The sequence below is a fragment of the Paracoccus sp. KKT209 genome, from assembly GCF_055635455.1.
Genome location: NZ_CM145758.1, coordinates 2071688 through 2097277, shown reverse-complemented (window position 1 = coordinate 2097277; position 25590 = coordinate 2071688). Strand labels below are relative to the sequence as shown.

At 68.0% G+C, this 25590-nt stretch carries 23 protein-coding genes and 1 tRNA gene; 12 read left to right on the top strand and 12 right to left on the bottom strand.

Going from position 1 to position 25590, the window contains the following annotated elements; all coding sequences use genetic code 11:
* The first annotated feature begins 22 nt into the window (after positions 1–22).
* The 5 genes from ACZ2G3_RS10490 to ACZ2G3_RS10470 all read left to right on the top strand — a co-directional run bounded on the left by ACZ2G3_RS10490 (position 23) and on the right by ACZ2G3_RS10470 (position 5141).
* Complete coding sequence (locus ACZ2G3_RS10490; protein WP_470395835.1) at positions 23–958, top strand: ABC transporter substrate-binding protein; 936 nt, start codon at positions 23–25, stop codon at positions 956–958.
* A 121-nt stretch (positions 959–1079) separates the two neighbouring features.
* On the top strand, positions 1080–1967 hold the full coding sequence (locus ACZ2G3_RS10485) for a hydroxypyruvate isomerase family protein (RefSeq protein ID WP_470395833.1): 888 nt from the start codon (positions 1080–1082) through the stop codon (positions 1965–1967).
* A gap of 36 nt (positions 1968–2003) precedes the next feature.
* Positions 2004–3692 carry a GMC oxidoreductase gene (locus ACZ2G3_RS10480; RefSeq protein WP_470395831.1) on the top strand — a complete coding sequence of 563 codons (1689 nt, stop codon included), beginning with the start codon at positions 2004–2006 and terminating at the stop codon, positions 3690–3692.
* Positions 3692–4333 carry a gluconate 2-dehydrogenase subunit 3 family protein gene (locus ACZ2G3_RS10475; RefSeq protein ID WP_470395830.1) on the top strand — a complete coding sequence of 214 codons (642 nt, stop codon included), beginning with the start codon at positions 3692–3694 and terminating at the stop codon, positions 4331–4333. The genes ACZ2G3_RS10480 and ACZ2G3_RS10475 overlap by 1 nt, the downstream gene beginning before the upstream one ends.
* 58 nt (positions 4334–4391) lie before the next feature.
* On the top strand, positions 4392–5141 hold the full coding sequence (locus ACZ2G3_RS10470) for a 3-keto-disaccharide hydrolase (protein WP_470395828.1): 750 nt from the start codon (positions 4392–4394) through the stop codon (positions 5139–5141).
* Between the two features lie 94 nt (positions 5142–5235).
* Here ACZ2G3_RS10470 and ACZ2G3_RS10465 read toward each other — a convergent pair whose 3' ends face one another.
* Positions 5236–6099, bottom strand: coding sequence for a sugar phosphate isomerase/epimerase family protein (locus ACZ2G3_RS10465; protein ID WP_419267945.1), 864 nt, complete (start codon positions 6097–6099; stop codon positions 5236–5238).
* A gap of 234 nt (positions 6100–6333) precedes the next feature.
* Here ACZ2G3_RS10465 and ACZ2G3_RS10460 point away from each other — a divergent pair, with 234 nt between their 5' ends.
* Complete coding sequence (locus ACZ2G3_RS10460) at positions 6334–7818, top strand: inorganic phosphate transporter (RefSeq protein ID WP_470395826.1); 1485 nt, start codon at positions 6334–6336, stop codon at positions 7816–7818.
* On the opposite strand, the gene ACZ2G3_RS10455 is transcribed toward ACZ2G3_RS10460, so the two are convergent.
* From ACZ2G3_RS10455 to ACZ2G3_RS10430, 6 genes are all read right to left on the bottom strand, one after another.
* Positions 7815–8645, bottom strand: coding sequence for an alpha/beta fold hydrolase (locus ACZ2G3_RS10455; RefSeq protein ID WP_470395824.1), 831 nt, complete (start codon positions 8643–8645; stop codon positions 7815–7817). The genes ACZ2G3_RS10460 and ACZ2G3_RS10455 overlap by 4 nt on opposite strands.
* A 62-nt stretch (positions 8646–8707) precedes the next feature.
* On the bottom strand, positions 8708–9496 hold the full coding sequence (locus ACZ2G3_RS10450; RefSeq protein WP_470395822.1) for an enoyl-ACP reductase FabI: 789 nt from the start codon (positions 9494–9496) through the stop codon (positions 8708–8710).
* A gap of 25 nt (positions 9497–9521) precedes the next feature.
* Positions 9522–10751, bottom strand: coding sequence for a beta-ketoacyl-ACP synthase I (gene fabB / locus ACZ2G3_RS10445; RefSeq protein ID WP_470395821.1), 1230 nt, complete (start codon positions 10749–10751; stop codon positions 9522–9524).
* Between the two features lie 21 nt (positions 10752–10772).
* Positions 10773–11282: a bifunctional 3-hydroxydecanoyl-ACP dehydratase/trans-2-decenoyl-ACP isomerase gene (fabA, locus tag ACZ2G3_RS10440; RefSeq protein ID WP_419268342.1), complete on the bottom strand. Its 510-nt coding sequence runs from the start codon at positions 11280–11282 to the stop codon at positions 10773–10775.
* A 105-nt stretch (positions 11283–11387) separates the two neighbouring features.
* A complete protein-coding gene (locus ACZ2G3_RS10435) occupies positions 11388–12263 on the bottom strand; it encodes a glycosyltransferase family 2 protein (protein WP_470395819.1) in 876 nt (291 codons plus the stop codon).
* A complete protein-coding gene (locus ACZ2G3_RS10430) occupies positions 12263–12976 on the bottom strand; it encodes a hypothetical protein (protein WP_470395817.1) in 714 nt (237 codons plus the stop codon). The genes ACZ2G3_RS10435 and ACZ2G3_RS10430 overlap by 1 nt, the downstream gene beginning before the upstream one ends.
* Before the next feature lie 275 nt (positions 12977–13251).
* Between ACZ2G3_RS10430 and infC the strand changes: the two genes are divergently transcribed.
* From infC to ACZ2G3_RS10410, 4 genes are all read left to right on the top strand, one after another.
* Positions 13252–13722: a translation initiation factor IF-3 gene (gene infC / locus ACZ2G3_RS10425; RefSeq protein ID WP_318272635.1), complete on the top strand. Its 471-nt coding sequence runs from the start codon at positions 13252–13254 to the stop codon at positions 13720–13722.
* 77 nt (positions 13723–13799) lie between these two features.
* Entirely contained in the window at positions 13800–14279 is a 480-nt protein-coding gene (gene dut / locus ACZ2G3_RS10420) for a dUTP diphosphatase (RefSeq protein WP_470395816.1), read from the top strand.
* Positions 14279–15334, top strand: coding sequence for a HesA/MoeB/ThiF family protein (locus ACZ2G3_RS10415; protein WP_470395814.1), 1056 nt, complete (start codon positions 14279–14281; stop codon positions 15332–15334). Before dut ends, ACZ2G3_RS10415 begins: the two co-directional genes overlap by 1 nt.
* Positions 15335–15360: 26 nt before the next feature.
* On the top strand, positions 15361–17385 hold the full coding sequence (locus tag ACZ2G3_RS10410) for a M3 family metallopeptidase (RefSeq protein ID WP_470395812.1): 2025 nt from the start codon (positions 15361–15363) through the stop codon (positions 17383–17385).
* Positions 17386–17467: 82 nt separating this feature from the next.
* Here ACZ2G3_RS10410 and ACZ2G3_RS10405 read toward each other — a convergent pair whose 3' ends face one another.
* The gene (locus ACZ2G3_RS10405) at positions 17468–18070 is read right to left on the bottom strand and encodes an SH3 domain-containing protein (protein WP_470395811.1); all 603 of its coding nucleotides are present in this window, start codon (positions 18068–18070) and stop codon (positions 17468–17470) included.
* A 176-nt stretch (positions 18071–18246) separates the two neighbouring features.
* Here ACZ2G3_RS10405 and ACZ2G3_RS10400 point away from each other — a divergent pair, with 176 nt between their 5' ends.
* Together ACZ2G3_RS10400 and ACZ2G3_RS10395 are read left to right on the top strand one after the other, a co-directional pair.
* On the top strand, positions 18247–19230 hold the full coding sequence (locus ACZ2G3_RS10400; protein ID WP_470399113.1) for a 2-hydroxyacid dehydrogenase: 984 nt from the start codon (positions 18247–18249) through the stop codon (positions 19228–19230).
* Positions 19231–19237: 7 nt separating this feature from the next.
* On the top strand, positions 19238–20380 hold the full coding sequence (locus ACZ2G3_RS10395) for an MFS transporter (protein WP_470395809.1): 1143 nt from the start codon (positions 19238–19240) through the stop codon (positions 20378–20380).
* Between the two features lie 174 nt (positions 20381–20554).
* On the opposite strand, the gene panB is transcribed toward ACZ2G3_RS10395, so the two are convergent.
* The 4 genes from panB to uvrA all read right to left on the bottom strand — a co-directional run bounded on the left by panB (position 20555) and on the right by uvrA (position 25490).
* Positions 20555–21364: a 3-methyl-2-oxobutanoate hydroxymethyltransferase gene (gene panB, locus ACZ2G3_RS10390; RefSeq protein ID WP_470395807.1), complete on the bottom strand. Its 810-nt coding sequence runs from the start codon at positions 21362–21364 to the stop codon at positions 20555–20557.
* 11 nt (positions 21365–21375) lie between these two features.
* The gene (gene panC / locus ACZ2G3_RS10385; RefSeq protein ID WP_470395805.1) at positions 21376–22233 is read right to left on the bottom strand and encodes a pantoate--beta-alanine ligase; all 858 of its coding nucleotides are present in this window, start codon (positions 22231–22233) and stop codon (positions 21376–21378) included.
* Between the two features lie 167 nt (positions 22234–22400).
* Positions 22401–22475 (bottom strand) — tRNA-Gly (locus ACZ2G3_RS10380).
* A gap of 153 nt (positions 22476–22628) precedes the next feature.
* Positions 22629–25490, bottom strand: a complete 2862-nt coding sequence (uvrA, locus tag ACZ2G3_RS10375; RefSeq protein ID WP_470395803.1) for an excinuclease ABC subunit UvrA — start codon at positions 25488–25490, stop codon at positions 22629–22631.
* Positions 25491–25590 lie beyond the last annotated feature (100 nt).

Genomic DNA, 25590 nt, shown 5'->3' with positions numbered 1-25590 from the left:
ACCTGTGGGAGGAGTAAAGACCATGAGAAAGACCCTGATCGCCACGACCGCGCTGATCGGCCTGACGGCCGTCCCGGCGCTGTCGGAAACCATCGGCATCTCGATCCCGGCCGCGACGCATGGCTGGGCGGGGGCGCTGAACTTTCACGCCGAACGCACCGTCGCGCGCCTGTCCGAGGCGAACCCGGACCTGGAATTCGTGCTGACCACCACCTCCGATCCCGGCCAGCAGGTGTCCGACCTGGAGGACATGGTGGCTACGCGCGGGATCGACGCGCTGGTCGTGCTGCCCTTTGAATCCGAGCCGCTGACCGGCCCGATCCAGCGCATCGCCGACAGCGGCGTTTGGGTGACGGTCGTCGACCGCGGCCTGACGCAGGAAGGGATCGAGAACCTTTACGTCGCCGGCGACAACGACAGCTTTGGCCGCACCGCCGGCCAGTATTTTGCCGACACGCTGGACGAGGGCGCCAAGGTCGTGGTGATGCGCGGCATTGCGTCCACCGTCGACAACGAGCGCGTGGCGGGCTTTGAGGCCGCGCTGGAGGGCTCGGGGATCGAGGTCCTGGCCATGGACCACGGCAACTGGAACCGTGACACGGCCTTCAACCTGATGCAGGACTGGCTGGCGCGTTTCCCGGAAATCGACGCGGTCTGGGCGGCGGATGACGACATGGCCGTGGGCGCGCTGGCGGCCATCGACCAGGCGGGTCGCACCGACCAGATGTTCGTGGTCGGTGGTGCGGGCATGAAGGAGATGGTCGACCGTATCCGCAACGACGACCCGACCGTGCCGGTGAACGTGACCTATCCGCCGGCAATGATCTCGACCGCGATCGAGATGACGGCCCTGGGCCTGACCTCGGGCGCGCCCATGTCGGGCGAGTTCATCATTGCCTCCGAACTGATCACGCCGGAAAATGCCGACGACTTCTATTTCGAAGACAGCCCTTATTGATCTGACATCGCGGCGCGGGTTCATCCCGCGCCGCAGCCGACCCGGAGGAGGGTCGATCCGCCCCGCTGTGTAAACGGTTTCATTCTGGCGACCGGGGCCATCACACCAAGGGAGGAAGACCATGACCGATCTGTCGGACCGAATGACTGCGGCCTTTTCACGCCGGGGACTGTTCCAGGGGGCCGGCGCCTTGGCCCTGGGCGCATCCCTGGGCGGCGCCGCACAGGCGCAGACCGCCGGGTTGCAGGGCAACATCAACCATTCCGTCGCGCGCTGGACCTTTGGCGAGATGCCGCTGGAGGATCTGTGCCAGCTGGCCCGCCAGGTGGGGCTGGGCGCGATCGACCTGTGCGGCCCTGACGACTGGCCGGTGCTGGCCCGGCACGGACTGGCCAGTTCCATGTGCAACGGGGCCGAGATCAGCCTGGAGGATGGCTGGGCCGAACCCGCCAACCACGACCGTCTGACCGACAGCTATCTGCGCCACATCGACCTGGTGGCCGAGGCCGGCCATACCAACCTGATCCTGTTCAGCGGCAACCGGCGCGGGATGACCGACCAGGAGGGGCTGGACAACTGCGCGCGCGGGTTGGAGCGCATCCTGCCTGCCGCCGAAGGGGCAGGGGTCGTCCTGCAGATGGAGCTGCTGAACAGCCGCGTGAACCATCCCGACTACCTCTGCGACCGCAGCGCGTGGGGAGTGGCGCTGTGTGAACAGCTGGGCAGCGACAATTTCAGGCTGCTCTATGACATCTATCACATGCAGATCATGGAAGGCGACGTGATCCGCACCATCACGGACCATCACCGCTGGTTCGGCCATTACCACACCGCCGGCAATCCCGGCCGCAACGAACCCGACGCCCGGCAGGAGCTGAATTACCCCGCGATCTGCCGCGCCATCCGCGACACCGGCTTTCAGGGCTGGGTGGCGCAGGAATTCATCCCCTCGGACCCGCAGACGGCCGCGCAATCGCTGCGCGACGCCGTGCTGATCTGCGACGTCTGACCCCGCCTCAAGCAAGACCCAAAAAAGGAACGCCAGATGGCAGAGAACATGCATTACGACGCGATCGTCGTCGGATCGGGCATCAGCGGCGGTTGGGCCGCCAAGGAGTTGACCGAACGGGGCCTGAAGGTCCTGATGCTGGAACGCGGCCGCAACATCGAGCATCTGACCGATTACGTGAACGCCGACAAGGAAGCCTGGGACTATCCCCATCGCGGCACCGCCACGATCGGGATGAAGGACAACTATCCGGTCCTGTCGCGCGACTATCCGCTGAACGAGCAGACCTTTGGCATGTGGGCCAACGAGCAGGAGAACCCCTATACCGAGGCCAAGCGGTTCGACTGGTTCCGCGGCTATCATGTCGGGGGGCGGTCGCTGATGTGGGGGCGCCAGTCCTATCGGCTGTCGGACACGGATTTTTCCGCGAACCAGCGCGAGGGGATCGCGACCGACTGGCCGATCCGCTATGCCGATATCGCGCCCTGGTACGACCACGTGGAGCGGTTTGCGGGCATCTCGGGGACGCGCGAGGGGCTGGACATCCTGCCGGACGGAGAGTTCCTGCCGCCGATCCCGCTGAACATCGTCGAAAAGGACGTGGCCGCCCGTCTGCAGAAGGCCTTCGGCGGCAAGCGCTATCTGATCAACGCGCGGGTGGCCAACATCACCGAGGCCAAGCCCGAGCAGAACCGCGTCGCCTGCCAGTATCGCAACAAGTGCTGGCTGGGCTGTCCCTATGGCGCCTATTTCAGCACGCAATCGGCCACCCTGCCGGCGGCGATGGCGACGGGCAACCTGACGCTGCGCCCGTTCTCGATCGTGAAGGAGGTCCTCTACGACAAGGACAGCAAGCGCGCCCGCGGGGTCGAGATCATCGATGCAGAAACCAACATGACCTATGAATACACCGCCGATGTGGTGTTCCTGAACGCCTCCAGCTTCAATTCGACCTGGCTGCTGATGAACTCGGCCACCGATGTCTGGGAAGGCGGTCTGGGGTCGTCGTCGGGCGAACTGGGCCATAACGTCATGGACCACCACTTCCGCGTCGGCGCCGAGGGCCGGGTCGAGGGCTATGACGACAAGTATTATTTCGGCCGCCGTCCGGCGGGCTTCTACATCCCGCGCTTCCGCAACACCGAGGGCGAGGAGCGTCCCTATACCCGCGGCTTCGGCTATCAGGGATCGGCCAGCCGGCAGGGCTGGCGGCGCGAGGTGGCCGAGCTGAACATCGGCGCCGACATGAAGGAGGCGCTGTCCAAGCCCGGCGACTGGACCATCGGCATGACCGGGTTCGGCGAGATGCTGCCCTATCATGACAACTTCATCGCGCTGGACCGCGGCACGACCGACAAATGGGGCCTGCCGGTCCTGTCGATCAGCGTCGACCTGCGCGAGAACGAGATGCGCATGCGCCAGGACATGAAGCAGGACGCGGTGGACATCCTGGAGGCCGCCGGCGTCGTCGACGTCAAGCCCACCGAAAGCGACTATGCCCCCGGCATGGGCATCCACGAGATGGGAACGGCGCGGATGGGCCGCGATCCCGAAACCTCGGTCCTGAACGGCAACAACCAGGTCTGGGACGCGCCGAACGTCTATGTGACGGACGGGGCCTGCATGACCTCGGCCAGCTGCGTCAACCCTTCGCTGACCTACATGGCGCTGACCGCGCGGGCGGCGGAACACGCCGTCAACGCCCTGAAGAACGGAGACCTGTGATGAACCGCCGCCAACTTCTGACGATGATCGCCGCCGTCACCGGCACGGCCATGCTGGGCGGGCAGCGCGCCTTTGCCTATCTGCCGACGCCGGTGGGCGAGAATATCTTTTCGGACGCGGACGCCGCCTTTCTGGACGAGGTGGCCGAGACGATCATTCCCGCCACCGACACGCCCGGCGCCAAGGAGGCCGGGGTCGGCGCCTTCATGACGCGCTTTGTCAGCGACTGCTATACCGCGGAGGAGCAGGCGGCCTTCCGCGCGGGGATGGAGACGCTGAAGGCCAAGGCGCAGGAGGGCTATGGCAAGCCCTTCGAGGAACTGAAGGCCGACGAACGGCGCGAGATGCTGCAGGCGGCCTCCGTCGCCGCACGCGAGGAATCGGCCCGTGCCCTGGCCGAGCTGGAGGAGCGGCGCGAGCAGTCGATCGACCAGCAGAGCTCGGCCGACACCGCCGCCGACGAGCAGCCCGAGGAGGCCGCCGAGCCGCGCATGCACTGGTTCACGCCCTTCCAGCAGCTGACCCTGTTCGGCTTCTTCACCTCCGAGGTGGGGGCCACGCAGGTGCTGCGCTATGAGCCCGTTCCGGGCGAATATATTGGCGACCTGGATTACGACGGCGAGCCAGCCTGGGCCACCTGAACCCTGTTTCGGCCCCGGCACGTCCGGGGCCGCATGCCTTTCAACCAAGGACATTGCCATGAAACTGATGACATCGATCGCCGCGCTGCTGGCGCTGGCCGCCCCGGCCCTGGCCCAGGACCTGACCCGGGAGGAGCGCCAGGCCCAGTCCCGCGTGACCGAAATCGCCGGCCCCGAGCCGCGCCTGGTGCAGACGCCCGAGGGCCAGCCCCCGTCGGATGCCGTTGTGCTGTTCGACGGCAGCAACCTGGACAGCTGGGAATCCGTGAACGGCGGCGCGGCCGAATGGACCGCAGAGGACGGCGCGATGCGCGTCGCGCGCGGATCGGGCGACATCCGCACCACCGACAGCTTTTGCGACGTGCAGTTGCATGTCGAATGGCGGTCCCCTCCGAACACCGAGGGGCATGACGGCCAGGATCGCGGCAACAGCGGCATCTTCCTGCAAAGCCGATACGAGGTGCAGGTCTTGGACAGCCACCAGAACCCGACCTATGCGAACGGGCAGGCGGGATCGATCTACAAGCAGCACCTGCCGCTGGTGAACGCCTCGCGCGCGCCCGAGGAATGGCAGAGCTACGACATCATCTTCCAGGCGCCGGTCTTTGCCGAGGACGGGGCGCTACGCCGCCCCGCCCATATCACCGTGCTGCACAACGGCGTCGTGGTCCAGAACCACGCCCAGATCCAGGGCGCAACCGAATGGATCGGCTATCCCTCCTACGAGGCCCATGACTGCGCGCCGATCCAGCTGCAGGACCACGACGCAGATGTGGCCTTCCGCAACATCTGGGTCCGCCCGATGTGATCCCCTGATCGGCCTGCTGTCCGCGACGGGCACCGTCACGAAAAAGGGGCCGCGACAGTGTCGCGGCCCCAGTCAACCTGTCCGGCAGGGAGGTTCAGCGCGTTGCGCCATCCGGCAGGTTTTCGGTCAGGAAGGTCGCGCCGGTCATCACGACTTCGGCGGCGTCGATGGGCTGGTCATGCTCGATGATGTACCACTGCGTCCCGGCTTCCTCGGCGGCGGGCAGGATCGTGGTCCAGTCCAGCGTGCCCTCGCCCAAGGCCTTGAACCCGCGCTCGTCGGTTGCCTCGCCCTCGGGGGAATTGTCCTTGGCGTGGATCGCGAAGACGCGGCCGTCGAAGCGGCCCAGATACTCCACCGGGTCCAGGCCCCCGCGCGCGACCCAGGCCAGGTCCAGCTCGGCCATGACATCCTCGCCGGCGGCGTCCATCATGATCTCCAGCGCGGTCCGGCCGTCGAACTCGGCCATCTCGAAATCATGGTTGTGATAGGCCAGGGTCATGTCCTCGGCCTGCAGCGTCTCGCTCAGGGCGGCCAGCTCCTCGCCCAGGGCGGTCCAGCCCGCCGCATCTGCCGGACGCTCTTCTTCGGGCAGGTAAGGGACGGTGATGATGTCGTTGCCGATCGCCTTGTTGAAGTCGATCACAGCCTGCGCATCTGCCCGCAGGTCGGCCAGCTGGGCATGGGTCGAGATCGCCTCGATGCCGTACTTCTCCAGCAGGGCCGACAGGTCTTGGGCAGTGCTGTCCTGCATGCCCACGGTTTCCACCGCGGTCACGCCGGCCGCCTGCACCGCCGCCAGCTGCTCATCCAGCGTGCCGTGGTCGCGCAGCGTGTACATCTGCACCGCGATGGGCAGTTCGGCAGTCCGCGGATCCTGAGCCAGGGCGGTCGTACCCATCAGGGCAACGGCGATCAGCGACAGGCTGCCGATCTTGGCGGGACAGGCGTAGGTCATGAAATTCTCCTCACTGGGGCCCCGCTCCTCTGGGGCCTTCTCAGATGTAATGGGTTACATGCACAATGAAAAGGATTACAAACATCAAGGGTGGCAAGATCCCGCCGGTATGCGTCCGCGGTCGGGCGCGCCGCCAAGGCTGCGGCATCTGTATTTTCGTCATGAATCTGTCGTGAAGGTTGATTGTGCGGACGATCCCGCCTAGGCACCCGCTGCCGCATACAAGGACCCGCCATGGCCCAGAACGACTTCGACACCCGCCATCTCGAGACGCTGGACCGCGACCTTGGTCGCTTCTCGAACCTCGAAACCGCGACTGCCTATGTCTCGCGCCCCCTTGTGGCGCCGGGCGTGGCCCTCGCCTTCGTGCTGCTGGCCGGGCTGGGCGCGATGGTGGCCTTCGGCGACACCAGCAACACGCTGATCGTCGTCATGGCCGCCATCTTCGGGGCCTACATGGCGCTGAACATCGGGGCGAACGATGTGGCCAACAACATGGGACCGGCGGTGGGCGCCAATGCCCTGACCATGGGCGGCGCCATCGCGATCGCCGCGGTGTTCGAAACCGCCGGTGCCCTGATCGCGGGGGGCGATGTCGTCGGCACCATCTCGCGCGGGATCATCGCGCCGGAAAGCATCGGCACGCCGGCGGTCTTTGTCTGGGCGATGATGGCGGCGCTGCTGTCCTCGGCGCTCTGGGTCAACCTGGCGACCTGGATCGGGGCCCCGGTCTCGACCACGCATTCGGTCGTGGGGGGCGTGATGGGGGCAGGGATCGCCGCCGCGGGCTTTGGTGCGGTCAACTGGCCCACCATGGGCACCATCGCCGCCAGCTGGGTCATCTCTCCGCTGCTGGGCGGGCTGATCGCGGCGGGCTTCCTGTGGTTCATCAAGGCGCGCATCATCTATCGCCACGACAAGATCGCCGCAGCCCGGGTCTGGGTACCGGTCCTCGTGGGCATCATGGCGGGGGCCTTCACGGCCTATCTGGCGCTCAAGGGGCTCAGCAAGGTGGTCAAGGTGTCCTTCGGGCATTCGCTGCTGATCGGGGCGGTCCTGGGCCTTGTAGTCTGGCTGGTGATGATCCCGGTGATCCGGCGCCAGTCGCGCGGCCTGGAGAACCGGAACAAGTCGCTGAAGGTGCTGTTCGGCATCCCGCTGGTGGTTTCGGCGGCGCTTCTCAGCTTTGCGCATGGAGCCAATGACGTGGCCAATGCCGTCGGGCCGCTGGCCGCGATCGTGCAGGCCTCGGCCTCGGGCAGCCTGACCGAGGCGGTTTCCATCCCGCTCTGGGTGATGCTGATCGGCGCCTTCGGGCTGTCCTTCGGCCTCTTCCTCTTCGGCCCCAAGCTGATCCGTATGGTGGGCAGCCAGATCACCAAGCTGAACCCGATGCGCGCCTATTGCGTGGCGCTGTCGGCGGCGCTGACGGTGATCGTGGCCAGCTGGCTGGGTCTGCCGGTCAGTTCGACCCATATCGCGGTGGGTGCGATCTTCGGCGTGGGCTTTTTCCGCGAATGGGATGCCGAACGGCGCCTGCGGGCCGCGCAGGGCAGCGTTCCCGAACGCCCGCGCCTCGGCCCCGAGGAGCGCAGCCGGCGCAAGCTGGTGCGCCGGTCACATGTGATGACCATCGCGGCGGCCTGGATCGTGACCGTTCCGGCGGCGGCTGCCCTGTCGGCGGTGCTGTTCCTGGCGCTGCGGCAGATCGGCGGCTAGGCCCGGGCGCGGCAGGCCTCCAGCCAGTCGCGCAGCGCGGCCAGGGCAGGGGCCTCGTCCAGCCAGGGGATATGGGCGCGGCCGGGCACCTCGGTCACGGCCAGATCGGGCCGGCGGCGCTGCATCTCGGCCACCACGGCGGGGGAAAGAAGGTCCGAATTTGCCCCGCGGATCACCGCCACCGGCAGCCCCGCCGTCGCCTCCCACAGCGGCCAGAGATCGACCTGGTCGCCCGCGAAGGCGGCCAGAAAGGCGTCTCGCAGGGCGGGGTCATAGTTGATCCGCAACCCGGCCTCGGTCTGCAGATAGTGGCGCTGCACGTCCTCCAGCCAGCGCCCCTCGGGAACATCGTCAAAACCCGGCATCAGCGCAGGCAGACGCGCCGCCAGGTCCTCATGGGTCCGCGCGGCAGGGTTGCGCCCCACATAATCAAAGATCCGCTCCAGCCCCGCCCGCTCGATCTCGGGGCCGACGTCGTTCAGGCAGAGGCCCAGCAGCCGCTCCTGCGCCGTGGCCGCCAGGAACATCCCGTTCAGTCCCCCGCGAGAAGTGCCCAACAGCGCTGCCCGGCTGATGCCCAGATGATCCAGCAGCTCGACCGCATCGCGCGCCTCGCGCGGAACGGTATAGGTCTCGGCGCCGGTCCAGGCAGAGCCGCCGCGCCCCCGGTAATCCATCCGGATCAGGCGGACCCCGGACAGATGCGCCGCGACATAGTCGAAATCGGCCATCGTGCGGGTCAGGCCGGCCAGGCACAGCAGCGGCAGTCCCTCGCCCTCGTCGGAATAGGCCAGGCGGGCCCCGTCGCTTGCCACAAACTCAGCCATGTCCCGCATCTTCTCCGTTGTGGAAATACCTCGGGGGTCCGGGGCTCGCCCCCGGTCCTGCGTCACAGGTTCTCGCTCTGCGGCATCCCCAGGACGTGATAGCCGCCGTCGACGGTCACGATCTCGCCCGTGGTGCAGGCGCCCCAATCCGACAGCAGCCAGACCGCCGTGCCGCCGATCGCCTCCAGCGTGGCATTGGCACGCAAGGGGGAATTGGCCTCGGTGTGGCGGAAGGTCTTGCGCGCGCCGCCGATGGCCGCACCGGCCAGGGTCTTCATCGGGCCCGGGCTGATGGCGTTCACACGGATGCCATCTGGACCCAAGTCATTGGCCAGATAGCGCACGCTGCTTTCCAGTGCCGCCTTGGCGACGCCCATGACATTGTAGAAGGGTGTCACCCGGTTCGAGCCGCCATAGGTCAGCGTGATGATCGTGCCGCCTTCGGCCATCATCGGATGGGCCCGCCGCGCCACGTCGATCAGCGAATAGCAGCTGATCTCCAGGCTGCGCTTGAAATTGGCGCGGCTGGTGTTCATGAAGCGGCCGGTCAATTCGTCCTTGTTGGAAAAGGCGATGGCATGGATCACGAAATCCAGCTTGCCCCACCGCTCCGCAATCTGACCAAAGGCCGCGTCCAGCGAGGCGTCATCGGTAACATCCACATCGACCAGCAGGTCCGAGCCGACCGAGGCGGCCAGCGGTTCTACCCGCTTGCCGAAGGCCTCGCCCTGATAGCTGAACGCCAGTTCCCCGCCCTCGGCCGCAACTGCGCGCGCAATGCCCCAGGCAATGGACCGGTCATTCGCGACCCCCATCACAAGGCCGCGTTTGCCCTTCAGAAGATCACTCATCACCGGCCCTCTATGTTTTTTTATGTCATTCCAGGTATCGAGACATCAGCAGCGTCGCGTTGGTGCCGCCGAAGCCGAAGCTGTTCGACAGGACCGAATCCAACCCTGCGTTGTCGATACGGCTGGTGGCAATCTCGCCCGGTTGAATCTCGGGGTCCAGTGTCTCGACGTTTGCGGAGGCTGCAATGAAGTCATTTTGCAACATCAGCAGGCTGTAGATCGCCTCGTGGACGCCCGTGGCGCCAAGCGAGTGGCCGGTCAGCGACTTGGTCGAGCTGATCGGCGGGGTCGCGCCCTCGCCGAAGATGCGGCGGATGGCGCGGACCTCGCCCAGATCGCCGACAGGGGTCGAGGTGCCATGGGCATTGATATAGTTGACCTGGCGCCCCTCGGGCAGGGTTTCCAGCGCCACGCGCATCGCACGTTCGCCGCCCTCGCCCGAGGGCGCGACCATGTCGTAACCGTCCGAGGTCGCGCCATAGCCCGTCACCTCGGCATAGATCTTGGCGCCGCGCGCCAGGGCATGGGACAGTTCCTCCAGCACCACGACACCACCGCCGCCTGCGATCACGAACCCGTCGCGCGTCGCGTCATAGGGGCGCGATGCGGTCTGTGGCGTGTCGTTGTATTTCGATGACATCGCGCCCATCGCGTCGAAGAGGCAGGACAGGGTCCAGTCCAGCTCCTCGCCGCCGCCGGCAAAGACGATGTCCTGCTTGCCCATCTGGATCTGCTCGACGCCGTTGCCGATGCAATGCGCGGAGGTCGCGCAGGCCGAGGTGATCGAATAGTTCACGCCCTTGATCTTGAAGGGCGTGGCAAGGCAGGCCGAATTGGTGGACGACATGCAGCGCGTCACCATGAAGGGGCCCATGCGCTTGGGCGCGCCCTTCTCGATGACGATCTGGTGGGCTTCGAAGAAGTTCGAGGTCGAGGGCCCGCCCGACCCCATGATCAGGCCGGTGCGCGGGTTCGACACGTCGCCTTCGTCCAGGCCGCTGTCCTTGATCGCCTGTTCCATGGCGATGAAGTTGTAGGCCGCCCCCGGACCCATGAAGCGCAGGTTGCGCTTGTCGATGTGATCCTCCAGCACGATCTGCGGCATGCCGTGGATCTGGCTGCGAAAGCCGTGTTCGGCGTATTCGGGCGCAAAAACGATGCCCGAGCGCCCCGTGCGCAGGCTTTCGGTGACCTCGTCGGCATTGTTGCCGATGGGCGAAACGATCCCGAGACCGGTGATGACGACGCGGCGCATAAGGGCCTCCTTCCGAATGTGTCAGTTGGCCGACAGGGCCACTTTCATGTCCTTGACCTGATAGATCAGCTCTCCGTCGGCTTCCACCCGGCCATCCGCCACTCCCATGGTCAGACGGCGGGTCTGGACCGCCTTCGTGAAGTCCACGGTATAGCGCAGCATCTTGCGGTCGGGGCGGACCATGCCGGTCAGCTTGACCTCGCCCACGCCAAGCGCATAGCCGCGCCCCTGCCAGCCGCGCCAGCCCAGGTTGAAGCCGGTCAGCTGCCACAACCCGTCAAGGCCCAGGCAGCCGGGCATGATCGGGTTTCCGGGGAAATGGCAGGCAAAGAACCACAGGTCGGGGGTGATGTCGAATTCCGCGACAACATGCCCCTTGCCGTGTTCGCCCCGATCCTCGGAGATGTCGGTGATGCGGTCCATCATCAGCATGGGCGGTTCGGGCAGCTGCGCGTTGCCGGGGCCGAACAGCTCTCCGCGCGCGCAGGCAAGCAGATCGTCGCGGTCAAAGCTGGTCTGGGTCATCGCCATGAGGATCGTGCCTTCCATCTGTGGCCCTGCGGCCGGTCGTCCGTTCAAGTTGCCGCAGCGTCTACCATCTGGGGTCAAGAACGCGCAAGGGCAAGGCTGGGTCCGTCAGAACCACTGGCCCGGCTCCATCAGACCCAACTCCATCAGCTGCTGGCTGTTCCAGTCGAACCGGCACGAGTTGCGCCAGGTCATGTCGTGGATGCTGTCGCGCGAACCGGGATTGGTCGTCAGCGCCTTGGCCACCCGGAACGAGGCGATGGCGGCCGTCAGGTTGTGATGCCAGGGACAGGCATAGGTGTTGTACTCCTCGACCGAAAAGCGGTGGTCGGGCAGGACCTTCAGCCCCCGGGCCGCGCGGAACAGCGCGATCCGGTCGATCCGGCGGCGATCCGCCGGCAACAGTTCCTCGTAGCGCCAGCGCAAGCCGCCGTAGAAGTCCAGCTGCCGGTCGCGGGCCTTGCCGTCGGGGCCCGGCCGGCCAAGCGCGTAATAGCCGGTGCGGTCGAACATCGCGCCGTCCAGGTCGACCGCGTTTGGTGTCCGCGACAGGTCCGGCGCATAAAGGTCCACCACATAGGTCAGCATGGCGCGGCGGCGTTCCTCGGCGTGAAAGGCCAGCATCTCGCCCACGCTGCGGGTCTCGCAGAAGGGATAGAACAGGAACTCGGCGTTGAAGCAGTAATAAAGCCACGTCCCCTCGGGGACCGCCGCAATCAGGGCGTTGACGGCATCCACATGCGCGTTGGGTCGGCGGGTGTCGTGGCGCAGCTGCGTGACCTGCGCGTCCAGGTCGCGCGGCAGGTCGCGGGGCTGGCCCGACAGCAGCAACACATGCCGAAAGCCGCGGCGGAGGTGATGGACAACGGTCTCCTCCAGCGCCACCTGGTCCTCGGCCAGGATCAGAGCGATCGGCCCTTTGCGCAGCACCGCCGGCCTGTCGGCCAGAAAGGCCGCGAAGTCGGACCCAGGCCGCGCCGGCATCAGCGCATCACGGCCTTGACCTGCGCCAGCGCGGCGCGGAGCAGTTCGGGATTGTCCGCCGATGTCTCGACCAGCCGCTTCAGCGTGGCCTTTTGCGGATCGGGCAGGCGGGCATCATCAATGATCCGGTTTACCCGGGCGCGGTCAAAGCCCTCGGGCGTCAGCGCGGCCTCGATGCGGGCGGCGACAGATGCCGCGTCGGCCGTATTGGCGGCGGCGGTGGCGGCGTCCAAGGCCGCCGTTGCCGCGACGCTGGCGGCCTCGGCCGGGGGAAGCGACGGCGCGTCCCCCGTCCCTCCGGAGGCTGCGGCGGCGGCGCGGTCAGCGGCAGCCAGGGCAGCCTCGGCCGCGGCTTCGGCGGCATCCGCGGCCGTGCTGGCGGTTCCGGTTTCGGTCGAAGCGCGGGCGGCCTCGGCCGCCGCATCGGCGGCGATGGCGGCCGCATCTGCCGCGGCGTCGGCCGCCGCATCGGCGGCAGCCTCGCCGGCGGCTGCGTCGCCCGCCGGAACGGCGTCGGCCACCTCGGCTGCGGTCTCGGCGCTTTCGGCGGCGGCGTCAGCCCGTTGCGCGGCATCGCCCGCGGGCGTCGGCGGCAGCGGCTCGGCCAGTTCGGCCGTCGCGCTTTCGCGCCCTTGGTCGGCGTTCTGCATCCAGAACCACCCGCCGCCGGCCAGCAGCACCAGAATCACAACGATCGGCAACAGTCTCGACATCCGGTACCCCTGACCCTCAGGCTTTTCTTTCAGCCTCTATGGCACAGCGCGGGGGGCCAGAAAAGCCGCGCCCACCCCCGGCAGCGCGCCAAGCGGTGCGATAGATGCCGTTTTAGCGGCCCATCTCCTTCAAATTCGGTTGAAACGCGGCGCGCGCGGCCTTATTTTCTCTGCACTTCCGCCTTGGCTATAAAAGGAGCAACGCCATAGCCCGTCGACCGCATAATGCACCGCCCACCCGCGACACCGGCCCCCGTACCAACGAACGGATCCGCGTGTCCGAGATCCGCCTGATTGGCGCTGACGGAGAGAATGTCGGCGTCGTGCCGCCTTCGGTCGGCCTCCAATTGGCGCAGGACGCCGGGCTGGATCTGGTCGAGATTTCGCCGAATGCGACCCCCCCGGTCTGCAAGGTCATGGACCTCGGCAAGTACAAGTACGAAATGCAGAAGCGCGAGGCCGAGGCCCGCAAGAAGCAGAAGGTGATCGAGGTCAAGGAGATCAAGTTCCGTCCGGGAACCGATACCCATGACTACGACGTCAAGATGCGCAGCGTGCTGAAGTTCCTGGAGGGCGGCGACAAGGTCAAGGTGACCCTGCGCTTCCGCGGCCGCGAGATGGCCCACCAGGACTTGGGCCTGGAACTGTTGAACCGGGTCCGCGACGATGTGGGTGAGGCCGGCAAGGTCGAATCCATGCCCAAGCTGGAAGGCCGGCAGATGGTGATGATGATCGCACCCCGCTGATCCTTCGGCGGACTGCGACGATTTCGAGGCCGCGTGGGCATTGCCGCGCGGCCTTTTGCATTGCAAGGATGCGCCTCATGAGCGACGCTCCCCTGATCCGACTGATGCGCCTGCCCGGGTTCGACCCGGACGTGCCCTTGCCCCGCTATCAGACGCGGGGCGCGGCGGGGGCGGATCTGTGCGCCAACCTGCCGCCCGACCAGCGCGCCACCGGCATCACGCTGCCCCCCCTGGGCCGCACGCTGATCCCCACCGGCCTTGCCCTGGCGATCCCCGACGGGTGGGAGGTGCAGATCCGCCCGCGCTCGGGGCTGGCGCTGAAGCATGGGGTGACCCTGCCCAACAGCCCCGGCACGATCGACAGCGACTATCGCGGGCCTCTTGGAGTGATCCTGCTGAACCTGGGGGAGTCGCCCTTCACCATCCGTCACGGTGACCGCATCGCGCAGATGGTCGTGGCCCCGGCGCCGCAGGCCGCGTTCCACCCGGTCGAGGCCTTGGACGACACCCCGCGCGGCGCGGGCGGCTTCGGGTCCACCGGAATGGGGGCCACCTGATGCTGGGCCTTTGGCTGATCGTCCTGCTGCTGATCCTGGGCCGCGTGCTGCGGCTGCCCCGGTCCATGATGCTGGCGATGGTGGGCGCGCTGTGGCTGGGCATTCTGGCCCTGCACCTTGTGGCGCCCGGTGGCGCGGCGGCCGGGTCCGTCGGCGGGAACGCGGCCGGCTGGCTGGTGCTGGGGGTCTTTGCGGTGCTGGTGCTGGGATATCGCCGCCTGCTGGCCCGGCTGCGCAGCCGAGCGGCCGCGCCCCCGCAGCCTTCGCCCGCGCCCGACCAAGGCCTGTCGGAGGCCGAGATCGAGCGCTATGCCCGCCACCTGGTGCTGCACCAGATCGGGGGCCCGGGCCAGATGCGGCTGCGCGGGGCGCGGGTGCTGGTCGTGGGGGCGGGGGGCCTCGGCTCTCCGCTGTGCCTTTATCTGGCGGCGGCGGGGGTGGGACATGTGACGCTGGCCGACGACGACACGGTGACGCTGTCGAACCTGCAGCGGCAGGTGATCTTTCGCGACGATCTGCGCGGCGAACCCAAGTCCTATGCCGCGGCCGAGGCGATGCTGAAGCTGAACCCGCATCTGGACGTGACGCCCCTGATCCGCCGCGTCACCGAAGCCGACACCGACCTGATCGCCGGCCATGACCTGGTCATCGACGGAACCGACAGCTTTGCGGGACGCGCCGCGATCAACCGGGCCTGCGTCGCGGCGAGCGTGCCGCTGATCTGGGGCGCCATCGGCCAGTGGGAGGGGCAGGTCACCCTGTTCGACCCGGCGCGCGGCGGTCCCTGCATGGCCTGCCTGTTTCCGCAGGCCCCCGAACGCGACGCCCCCTGCGCCGAGGCCGGCGTCATCGGCGCGCTGCCCGGCGTGATCGGCAGCATCATGGCGCTGGAGGCGATCAAGCACCTGACCGGCGCGGGGCAGGGGCTGCGCGGCCGCATGATGCTGTTCGACGGGCTGTACGGCGAAAGCCGGATGATCGGCACCGCGCGCAACCCCGACTGCCCGATCTGCGCGGGGAAATCGGCTCTGGCACCCGACGCGGCGCGATCCTAGGCTGGCCTTTGATCAAGGAGGTCCCGATGAACCGACAGCTGACCCATTGGACCGGCCCCGAAGGGCTGCCGCGCTTTGACCTGATAGGCGACACGGATTTCGCCCCCGCCTTTGACCGCGAACTGGCCGAGGCGCAGGCCGCGCATGAGGCGATCGCCGCCAATCCCGAACCCGCCAGCTTTGCCAACACGATCGCCGCGATGGAGGTCGCAGACGAGGGGCTGAACCGCGTGCTGTCGGTCTTTTACACTCTGGCGAGGGTGGATTCGAACGAGGCCCGCCAGGCCCTGCAGCGCGACTTTGCCCCGCGTCTGGCCGAATATGGCAGCCGCATCAGCATGGACCCGCGGCTTTATGCGCGGGTCAAGGCCGTCGCGGCCAAGGCCGAGGCGCTGCCGCCCGAGGACCGGCGCATCACGGAACTGGCGCTGCGCGACCTGACGCGTGCGGGGGCCGGGCTGGATCAGGCCGGGCGCGACCGGATGGCCGCGATCCGGGGGCGGCTGGCGGTCCTGACGACTGAATTCACCCAGAACGTGCTGACCGATGAGCGCGACTTTGTGCTGGCTGTTCCCGACGACCGGCTGGCGGGGCTGCCCGACTGGCTGCTGCGCGCCATGCGGGCCGCCGCCCGCGAGCGGGGCCTGGAGGGGCAGGTCGTCACGCTGAACCGGTCGCTGATCGTGCCCTTTCTGGAACATGCCGCCGACCGGACCCTGCGCGAGACGGCCTTTCGCGCCTGGACCGCGCGCGGATCGGGGGCAGGGGCCGGGGGTCAGGACACCTGCAACCTGCCCCTGGTGCAGGAGATCCTGGCCCTGCGCCATGAACGCGCGCAGCTGCTGGGCCATGCCGATTTCGCGTCCTGGAAGCTGGAGACGCAGATGGCGGGGTCGGCCGAGCGGGTCGAGGAGCTGCTGTTGCAGGTCTGGACCGCCGCCCGCACCCGCGCGACCGAGGAGGAGGCGCGCCTGACGGCCATGCTGCGGACCGACGGCGTGAACGGGCCGCTGGAGCCTTGGGACTGGCGGCTTTACGCAGAGCGTCTGCGCCAGCAGGACCATCAGGTCGATGCCGATCAGGTGGCGCCCTATCTGACGCTGGACGCGATGCTGGGCGCGGTTTTTGACGTGGCAGGGCGCCTGTTCGGGCTGGAATTCCAGCCGTTCCAGGCGCCGCTTTGGGCGCCTGACGTGCGCAGCTGGCGGGTGACGCGGGACGGGCAACTGATGGCGGTATTCGTCGGTGACTATTTTGCACGGCCGTCGAAACGGTCGGGGGCCTGGTGTTCGGCCCTGCAGATGCAGCACAAGATCGGGCAGGGGCAGCGGCCGATCGTGGTCAATGTCTGCAACTTCACCCCGCCCGAGGAGGCCGGGGGCCCTGCCTTCCTGTCCTGGGACGATGCGCGGACGCTGTTTCACGAATTCGGCCACGCCACGCATCACATCCTGTCGGACGTGACCTGGCCGTCGATCTCGGGGACCTCGGTGGCGCAGGACTTTGTGGAACTGCCCAGCCAGCTCTACGAGCACTGGCTGGAGCAGCCGGCGGTGCTGGACGCCCATGCCCGGCACCACCGCACGGGCGAGGCGCTGCCGGCGGAGCTGCGCGACCGGCTGCTGGCGGCGGGCAAGGCCAATGCGGGTTTCTCGACGGTGGAATACCTGGAGAGCGCGCTGGTGGACCTGGCCTTCCATCGCGGGACCCCGCCCGCCGATCCCATGGCCCGGCAGGCCGAGATCCTGGCGCAGCTGGGCGCGCCCGATCCGATCCCGATGCGCCATGCGACGCCCCATTTCGCGCATGTCTTTGCGGGCGACAGCTATGCCAGCGGCTATTACAGCTACATGTGGTCCGAGGTGATGGACGCGGATGCATTCGCCGCCTTCGAGGAGACGTGCGACATCTTTGATCACGCGACGGCCCGGCGGCTGGAGGAGACGATCCTGTCGCGCGGCGGCTCGGCCCCGGCGGACCAGCTGTGGATGGACTTTCGCCAGCGGATGCCGGGAGTGGAGGCTATGCTGAAGGGGCGGGGACTGGCCTGAACCCCGTCGGAGGGAGGGGAGCCGACCAGTGGTCGGCGCCCTGTTGGCCTTGGGCGCGCCGCCGACACGGCGCGCGGGCGGATCAGTCGCGGACCTCGTCCGCGTCCACGCCCCAGATGGTTGTTTTCGGCACCCACCCCCGCTGGCCGCCGCCCGAAACGCGGCACCAGCTGGGCTCGCATTCGTTCAGCCGCAGGATGGCCCCGGCCTCGGCGCGGGCGACGACGTCCGAATCCGGGTTGGGCCGGCTGCGCAGTTCCAGCATGTCCCGGGTGACCAGCACCGTCCTGACCCCCGAGAGCAGCGCGTAGTGGATCCAGCCACCGGCGCCGTCGCGGTCCTCGACCCGCCGCCAATGGCCGAATTCGGCCACCACGCGCAGCGGCATCCCGGCATGGCGGAAGACCCAGTCGATCCGGTGCGACAGGCTGGGGCCGCGACGGGCGTTTCCTTCGGTGCCCTTGAGGCTGACATAGCGGGGAAGCGGCAGGTTCGTGACTGCGCCCCGCTGTTCCGTCCCGGCCTGGGCCAGCACCATCGGCTGCCCCTCCACCGATTGGGTGCCCGTTTGCGTGCCCGTTTGAGTGGCTGTCTGCGAGTGGGCCGCGGGCGCAAGCGCCCCGACCAGCGCGGCCAGCACCAGGGCCGATGCGACCCTGCCCAACCTGCCTGCCCGTGATTTCATCTGCCGTCCGTTCCTGTCCTGGCTGGCGGCCGCGGATTACCGCCCCCTGCCGTCCCTCTGGGTCTTGTGCATGCCCCTCAACGCGGGCAGTTTGCCAAAAGCACCCCCCGATGGGAAGTGCGACCCCGACACGACTTCGAGAAAATGAGGTGATGATGCCCGCCAGCCCGTCCTCGATGCGCCAGAAGCTGCGCGTGGCCGTGACCCGCCGGCTTCCCGAGGCTGTCGAAACCAGAATGTCCGAGCTGTTCGACGTGGTCCTGCGCGAGGATGACCGCAAGCTGAGCCAGGACGAGCTGGTAGCCCTGATGCAGGGCGCCGACGTCCTGGTCCCGACGGTCACCGACCAGATCAACGCCAACATGCTGGCCCGCGCGGGCGAGCGGCTGAAGCTGATCGCGAATTTCGGCGCGGGGGTCGATCATATCGACGTCCTGTCGGCGCGCCAGCGCGGGGTCCTGGTGTCGAACACGCCGGGCGTGGTGACCGAGGACACGGCGGACATGACGCTGGCGCTGATCCTGGCCGTCACGCGCAAGATCCCCGAGGGCCTGGCCGAGATGCAGGCGGGCCGCTGGCAGGGCTGGTCGCCCACCGCCCATCTGGGCGGGCGCGTGGGCGGGCGCAGGCTGGGCATCCTGGGCATGGGCCGGATCGGCCAGGCGGTCGCGCGCCGCGCCAATGTCTTTGGCATGCAGGTGCATTACCACAACAGAAAGCGCCTGCGCCCCGAGATCGAGGACCAGCTGCAGGCGACCTATTGGGACAGCCTGGACCAGATGCTGGCGCGCATGGACGTCATCAGCGTGAACGCGCCGCACACGCCCTCGACCTTCCACTTGCTGAACGCGCGGCGGCTGAAGCTGCTGAAGCCGACGGCGGTGGTCGTCAACACCTCGCGCGGGGAGGTCATCGACGAGAACGCGCTGACCCGGATGCTGCGCGCCGGAGAGATCGCGGGCGCGGGCCTGGACGTTTTCGAGCACGGCCACGAGATCAACCCCCGCCTGCGCGAGTTGCCGAATGTGGTGCTGCTGCCGCATATGGGCAGCGCCACCGTCGAGGGTCGTGCCGAGATGGGCGAGAAGGTTCTGATCAACATCAAGACCTTTGCGGACGGGCACCGGCCGCCGGACCTGGTCGTGCCGTCGATGCTCTAGCATGAGAATGTCGGCTTCCGTCCGATGGGCGGTCTCGGTCCTGTTCTTCGTGAACGGCATGCTGGTGGGCAGCTGGGCGCCCAAGGTCCCCGTGCTGATGGCGCGCCTGGAGATCGGCGAGGCGCTGGCGGGCGTGATCGTGCTGGCGCTGGGGGCGGGATCGATCTGCGTGATGCCGGTCTTTGGGGCGATGGTGGCGCGGGCGGGATCGGCGCGGGCGGTGACCTGGGCCGCCTGGCTGGCGGCGTCCTCGCTGATCTGGATCTCGGTCGCGCCCGGCTTTGGGGCGGTGGCGGGTGCGGTCTTCCTGTTCGGCGGGGTGATCGGCGGCATGGACGTGGCGATGAACGCCAATGCCGTCGCGGTGGAACGGGCGCGGGGGCGGGCGATCATGTCGTCCTGCCACGGGTTCTGGAGCCTTGGCGCCTTTGCCGGCGCGGGCCTGGGGGGCCTGCTGCTGCAGGCGCTGGGCGAGGTGGCGCATGCGGTTCTGGTCAGCGGGGTCTTTGCGGGGGCGCTGACATGGGCTCTGCCGCGGCTGCTGGCCGATGCGCCGGCGCCGGATGCCGAAAAGGCGCCGCTGCGCCTGCCGCGGACGCCCTTGCCCTATCTGATCGGGCTGATGGCGCTGGCCGCGATGATCCCGGAAGGGGCGATCCTGGACTGGGCGGCGGTCTATCTGCAGCGCGAGATGGGCGCGTCGCTGGCGCTGGCGGGCTGGGGTTTCGCGGCCTGCGCGGGCACGATGGCGGTGATGCGTTTCCTGGGCGACGGCTTGCGGCGGCGGTTCGGTGCGGTGCGGACGCTGCGGGCCAGCACGGGGCTGGCGATGGCGGGGCTCGCCATGGCGGGGCTGGCGGGCACGCCGGGGCCGGCCATCGCGGGCTTTGCGCTGGCCGGGATCGGGATCGCCAACATGGTGCCGATCGCCTTTTCGGCCGCCGGGAACGTGCCCGGTCTGGCGGCGGGGATGGGCCTCTCGGTCGTGACGATGATGGGCTATTCCGGCATTCTTCTGGCGCCGGGCAGCATCGGCTGGCTGGCCGAGCGGCTCAGCCTGGGGGTGATCTATCTGGCGCTGTCGGTGCTGTTGCTGGTGCCGCTGGCGCTGTCGCACCTGGCGCGTACGGCGGACTTTGATACGACCTGAGGCGCCTGCGCAACGGCTGCGGGCGTTGCAGGGCGGTGCCGCGCAACAGGCAGGGCGCGCGGCCGCGGGTCGGGCCAGTATTTGCGGGGAGTTCAGCCCGCACCGAGCCTGCACCGGGCAGGCACGGGCCGTGCACCGCGCGTACACCGCTTGCGGGCGTTGCGCGGGTGAGGTTCAGCGATAGACCTGTGTCTCGCCCGGGAAGCTGCGGTCGCGGACGGCGGCGGCATAGGCGGCGATGGCCTGGTCCGCGCGGGGCGCGAGGTCGCCGAACTTCTGCACGAAGCGCGGCACCCGGCCCGAGAGGCCCAGCATGTCGTCGAGGACCAGGATCTGCCCGTCGCAGCGGGCCGAGGCGCCGATGCCGATCGTGGGGACCGCCACCGCGTCGGTGATGCGGTCGGCCAGGCCCTCCATCACGCCCTCGACCACGACGGAAAAGGCGCCTGCCTCGGCGACGGCGACGGCGTCGGCCACATGGGCGTCCCAGCTGGCGGGATCGCGCCCCTGGGTCTTGAAGCCGCCCATGACATTGGTCGATTGCGGCGTCAGGCCGACATGGGCCATGACCGGGATGCCGCGGTCCACCAGGAAGCGGATCGTGGGGGCCATGCGCGCGCCGCCCTCCAGCTTGACGGCGCCGCAGCCGGTTTCGGCCATCACGCGGGCCGAGTTGCGGAAGGCCTGTTCGGGGCTTTCCTCGTAGCTGCCGAAGGGCATGTCGATCACCACGGCGGCGCGGCTGCTGCCGCGCATCACCGCCTGGCCGTGCAGGATCATCATCTCCAGCGTGACGCCCAGGGTCGAGGGCAGGCCGTGGACCACCATGCCCAGGCTGTCGCCCACCAGGATCAGGTCGGCATGGGCATCGACCAGCGTCGCCATGGGGGCGGTATAGGCGGTCAGGGCGACGATGGGCGTGGCGCCCTTGCGTTCGGCGATCTGGGGAACGGTGATGCGCTTGGTCTGGCCTTGGGCGGACATGGGTCTCTCCTTCAGGGCTGGGCGACGCGCTGGTCGATCAGGAGGACGTCGCCGAAGCGGACGGCCAGCAGGATCACCACGGGCCGGGCGATGGTCGAGACGCGCGACAGGTCAAGGGCGTCGCGGATGTCGATGGAGCCGATCCGGGCGCGCGGTTCGGCCGCGATGGTGCGGCGCAGGCGGCTGCGGACCGAGGCCAGCGAGGCGCCGGCCGCGACCTGGGCCTGGGCCTCGTCCAGCGCACGGGCCAGCACGGGGGCGGCGGCGCGATCCTCGGGCGTCAGGCGCTGGTTGCGCGAGGACAAGGCCAGGCCGTCGGCTTCGCGTACCGTGGGGACGGGCAGGATTTCGACGGGAATGTCCAGGTCCGCGACCATCTGCCGGATCAGCGTCAGCTGCTGATAGTCCTTTTCGCCGAAGGCCGCCGCATCGGGCTGGACGATGTTGAAGAGCTTGGTCACGACCGTCGCCACGCCGCGGAAATGGCCGGGGCGCAGGCGGCCCATCAGCATCCGGCCCAGCTGGTCGACCTCGACATGGGTCTGGGCGCCGGGGCGGTAGATGTCGGGGACCGTCGGCAGGAAGGCCGCGTCGCAGCCCGCCCGGCGCAGGAGGGCCAGGTCGCCGGCCTCGTTGCGGGGATATTTGTCCAGGTCCTCGCTCGGTCCGAATTGCTTGGGGTTCACGAAGATCGAGGTGACGACCCGGCCGCCGCCCTGCGCATCGACCCATTGCCGCGCCCGCGCCACCAGCGTCAGGTGGCCGCTGTGCAGCGCGCCCATGGTCGGCACCAGCGCGATGGGCTGGCCACCCAGGCGCCAGTCGCGCGTGCAGTCGCGCATCTCTTGCGTGCTGCGGCAGATCTGCATGGCGGCTCCCCCAAAGGCGTGGCGCAACCTAGCGGGAGGGCAGGGGTTCATCAAGTGCCGCAACGCAGCATGGGCGCGGGGGCCCGGCGATCTGACGTGGCGTCGGGACCGGGTGGCGGGAGGCGGAAAAGCAAAAGGCCGAACCCGGAGGTTCGGCCTTTTTGTTTTGGAGCGGGCGAAGAGATTCGAACTCTCGACCCTAACCTTGGCAAGGTTATGCTCTACCCCTGAGCTACGCCCGCACTCCGTTCCCTCTGCGATCCGTTTCCGTTTCCGGTGACCGTCTCGCCTTCGGTGAGCGGTGATTTACGGGAGGGTGCGGAGGGCTGCAAGGGAAAAAATGCGGGGCGGGGCGATTTTTTTCGCCCCGCCCGCCAAGGCAATCGCAGAGGGCCTTATTCGGCGGCGCGGATGCGCGCCGGCTTGAGCATCGGGCCCAGGTAGCGGCCGGTATGGCTGGCCTGAACCTGTGCCACGTCCTCCGGCGTGCCGGTGGCGACGATCACGCCGCCGCCGTCGCCGCCTTCGGGGCCGATGTCGATGATCCAGTCGGCGGTCTTGATGACGTCGAGGTTATGTTCGATGACGATCACCGAATTGCCCTGGTCGACCAGCTGGTGCAGCACCTCCAGCAGTTTCCGCACATCCTCGAAATGCAGGCCGGTGGTGGGTTCGTCGAGGATGTAGAGCGTGCGGCCGGTGGAGCGGCGGCTGAGTTCCTTGGACAGCTTGACGCGCTGCGCCTCGCCGCCCGAGAGGGTCGTGGCCTGCTGGCCGACCTTGATGTAGCCCAGGCCCACCTGCATCAGCGCGTCCATCTTTTCGCGGATGGAGGGCACGGCGGCGAAGAAGGTCTGCGCATCTTCCACCGTCATATCAAGGACATCGGCGATGGACTTGCCCTTGAACTGCACCTCCAGCGTCTCGCGGTTGTAGCGCTTGCCCTTGCAGGTCTCGCATTCGACATAGACGTCGGGCAGGAAGTGCATCTCGATCTTGATGACGCCGTCGCCCTGGCAGGCCTCGCAGCGGCCGCCCTTGACGTTGAAGGAGAAGCGGCCGGGCTTGTAGCCGCGGGCCTTGGATTCGGGCAGGCCCGCGAACCAGTCGCGGATGGGCGTGAAGGCCCCGGTATAGGTGGCGGGGTTCGAGCGCGGCGTGCGGCCGATGGGGCGCTGGTCGATGTCGATGACCTTGTCCAGATGCTCGAGCCCGCGGATCGTTTCGCAGGGGGCGGGGGTCTGGCGGGCGCCGTTGAGGCGCAGGCTGGCGGTCTTGAACAGGGTCTCGATGGTCAGGGTGGACTTGCCGCCGCCCGAGACGCCGGTGACGCAGACGAACTTGCCCAGGGGGAAGTCGGCGGTGACCTCCTTGAGGTTGTTGCCGCTGGCCTTGACCACGGTGAGCTTCTTGCCGTTGCCCGCGCGGCGCGTGTCCGAGACGGGGATCGCGCGCGCGCCGGACAGGTACTGGCCGGTGAGGCTGTTCGGGTCGGCGGCGATCTGGTCGGGGGTGCCGTGGCTGACGACGGTGCCGCCATGCACGCCCGCACCGGGGCCCATGTCGAAGACATAGTCGGCGTGGCGGATTGCATCCTCGTCATGTTCCACGACCAAAACCGAGTTGCCCTGGTCGCGCAGGTTCATCAGCGTGGTCAGCAGCCGGTCATTGTCGCGCTGATGGAGGCCGATCGAGGGTTCGTCCAGCACGTAGAGGACGCCGGTCAGGCCCGAACCGATCTGGGAAGCCAGGCGGATGCGCTGGCTTTCGCCGCCCGACAGGGTGCCGGCGGCGCGCGACAGGGTCAGGTAGTTCAGGCCCACGTTCACGAGGAACCCCAGCCTTTCGCGGATCTCCTTGAGGATGGCGGCGGCGATCTCGGCCTTTTGCTTTGACAGGTGGTTGGGGGCGTCGGTCACCCAGTCCAGCGCCTCCTGGATCGACAGCTGGACGACCTGGCCGACGTGGTTGCCGGCGATCTTGACGGCCAGGGCCTCGGGTTTCAGGCGATAGCCGTTGCAGGCGCCGCAGGGGCGGTTGTTCTGGTAGCGCTCGAACTCCTCGCGGACCCATTGGCTGTCGGATTCGCGCAGGCGGCGTTCCATGTTGGGGATCACCCCCTCGAACACGCGGGCGATCTGGTAGACGCGGCCGGCATCATCGAAGCGGAAGTTGATCTCCTCGGCGCCCGAGCCGCGCAGGAACATCTGGCGGATGTTTTCGGGCAGGTCCTTCCAGGCGGTCTTCTTGTCAAAGCCGTAATGCTTGGCCAGCGCGTTCACGGTCTGGGTCAGGTAGGCCGATTTCGACTTCGCCCAGGGCGCGATGGCGCCCTTGTCCACCGAGAGCGCCGCGTCGGGCACGATCAGGCGGTCGTCGAAGAACAGCTCGACCCCCAGGCCGTCGCAGACCGGGCAGGCGCCGAAGGGGGCGTTGAAGGAAAACAGCCGCGGCTCGATCTCGGGGATGGTGAAGCCCGAGACGGGGCAGGCGAATTTCTCGGAGAAGGTCAGGCGCTCGGGCTCGGCCTCGCCCTCGGTCGCCAGTTCCAGATGGGCGATGCCGTCGGCCAGGTTCAGCGCGGTGCGCAGGCTGTCGGCCAGACGCGTCTCCAGCCCCTCGCGGACGACGATGCGGTCCACCACCACGTCGATGTTGTGGCGGAACTTCTTGTCCAGCGTCGGCGCCTCGTCCAGGTCGTGGAAGGTGCCGTTGATCTTGACGCGCTGGAAGCCCTGGCGGCGCAGTTCCAACAGCTCTTTCTTGTACTCGCCCTTGCGGTCGCGGACGATCGGGGCCAGCAGATAGGCGCGCGTGCCCTCGGGCAGGGCCATGGTGCGGTCGACCATGTCCTGGACCTGCTGCGCCTCGATCGGCAGGCCGGTCGCAGGCGAATAGGGGGTGCCGGCACGGGCGAAGAGCAGCCGCAGGTAGTCGTAGATTTCCGTGACTGTTCCGACGGTTGAGCGGGGGTTCTTCGACGTCGTCTTTTGTTCGATGCTGATGGCGGGCGACAGGCCGCTGATATGGTCCACGTCGGGCTTGCCCATCATGTCCAGGAACTGGCGCGCATAGGCCGACAGGCTCTCGACATAGCGGCGCTGGCCCTCGGCATAGATCGTGTCGAAGGCGAGCGAGGATTTCCCGCTGCCCGACAGGCCGGTGATCACCACCAGCTGGTCGCGCGGGATGTTCATGTCCACGCTTTTCAGATTGTGTTCGCGCGCCCCGCGCACCTCGATGAACTTCTGTTCCATGCGTGCCCCTCTGACCAGTCGCATCAGATAGGGACGCATGGCGGAAAAGCAAGTTCCAAATGCGAACGTATCAGGAACATGTCGGTTATGTGCCTGTTCT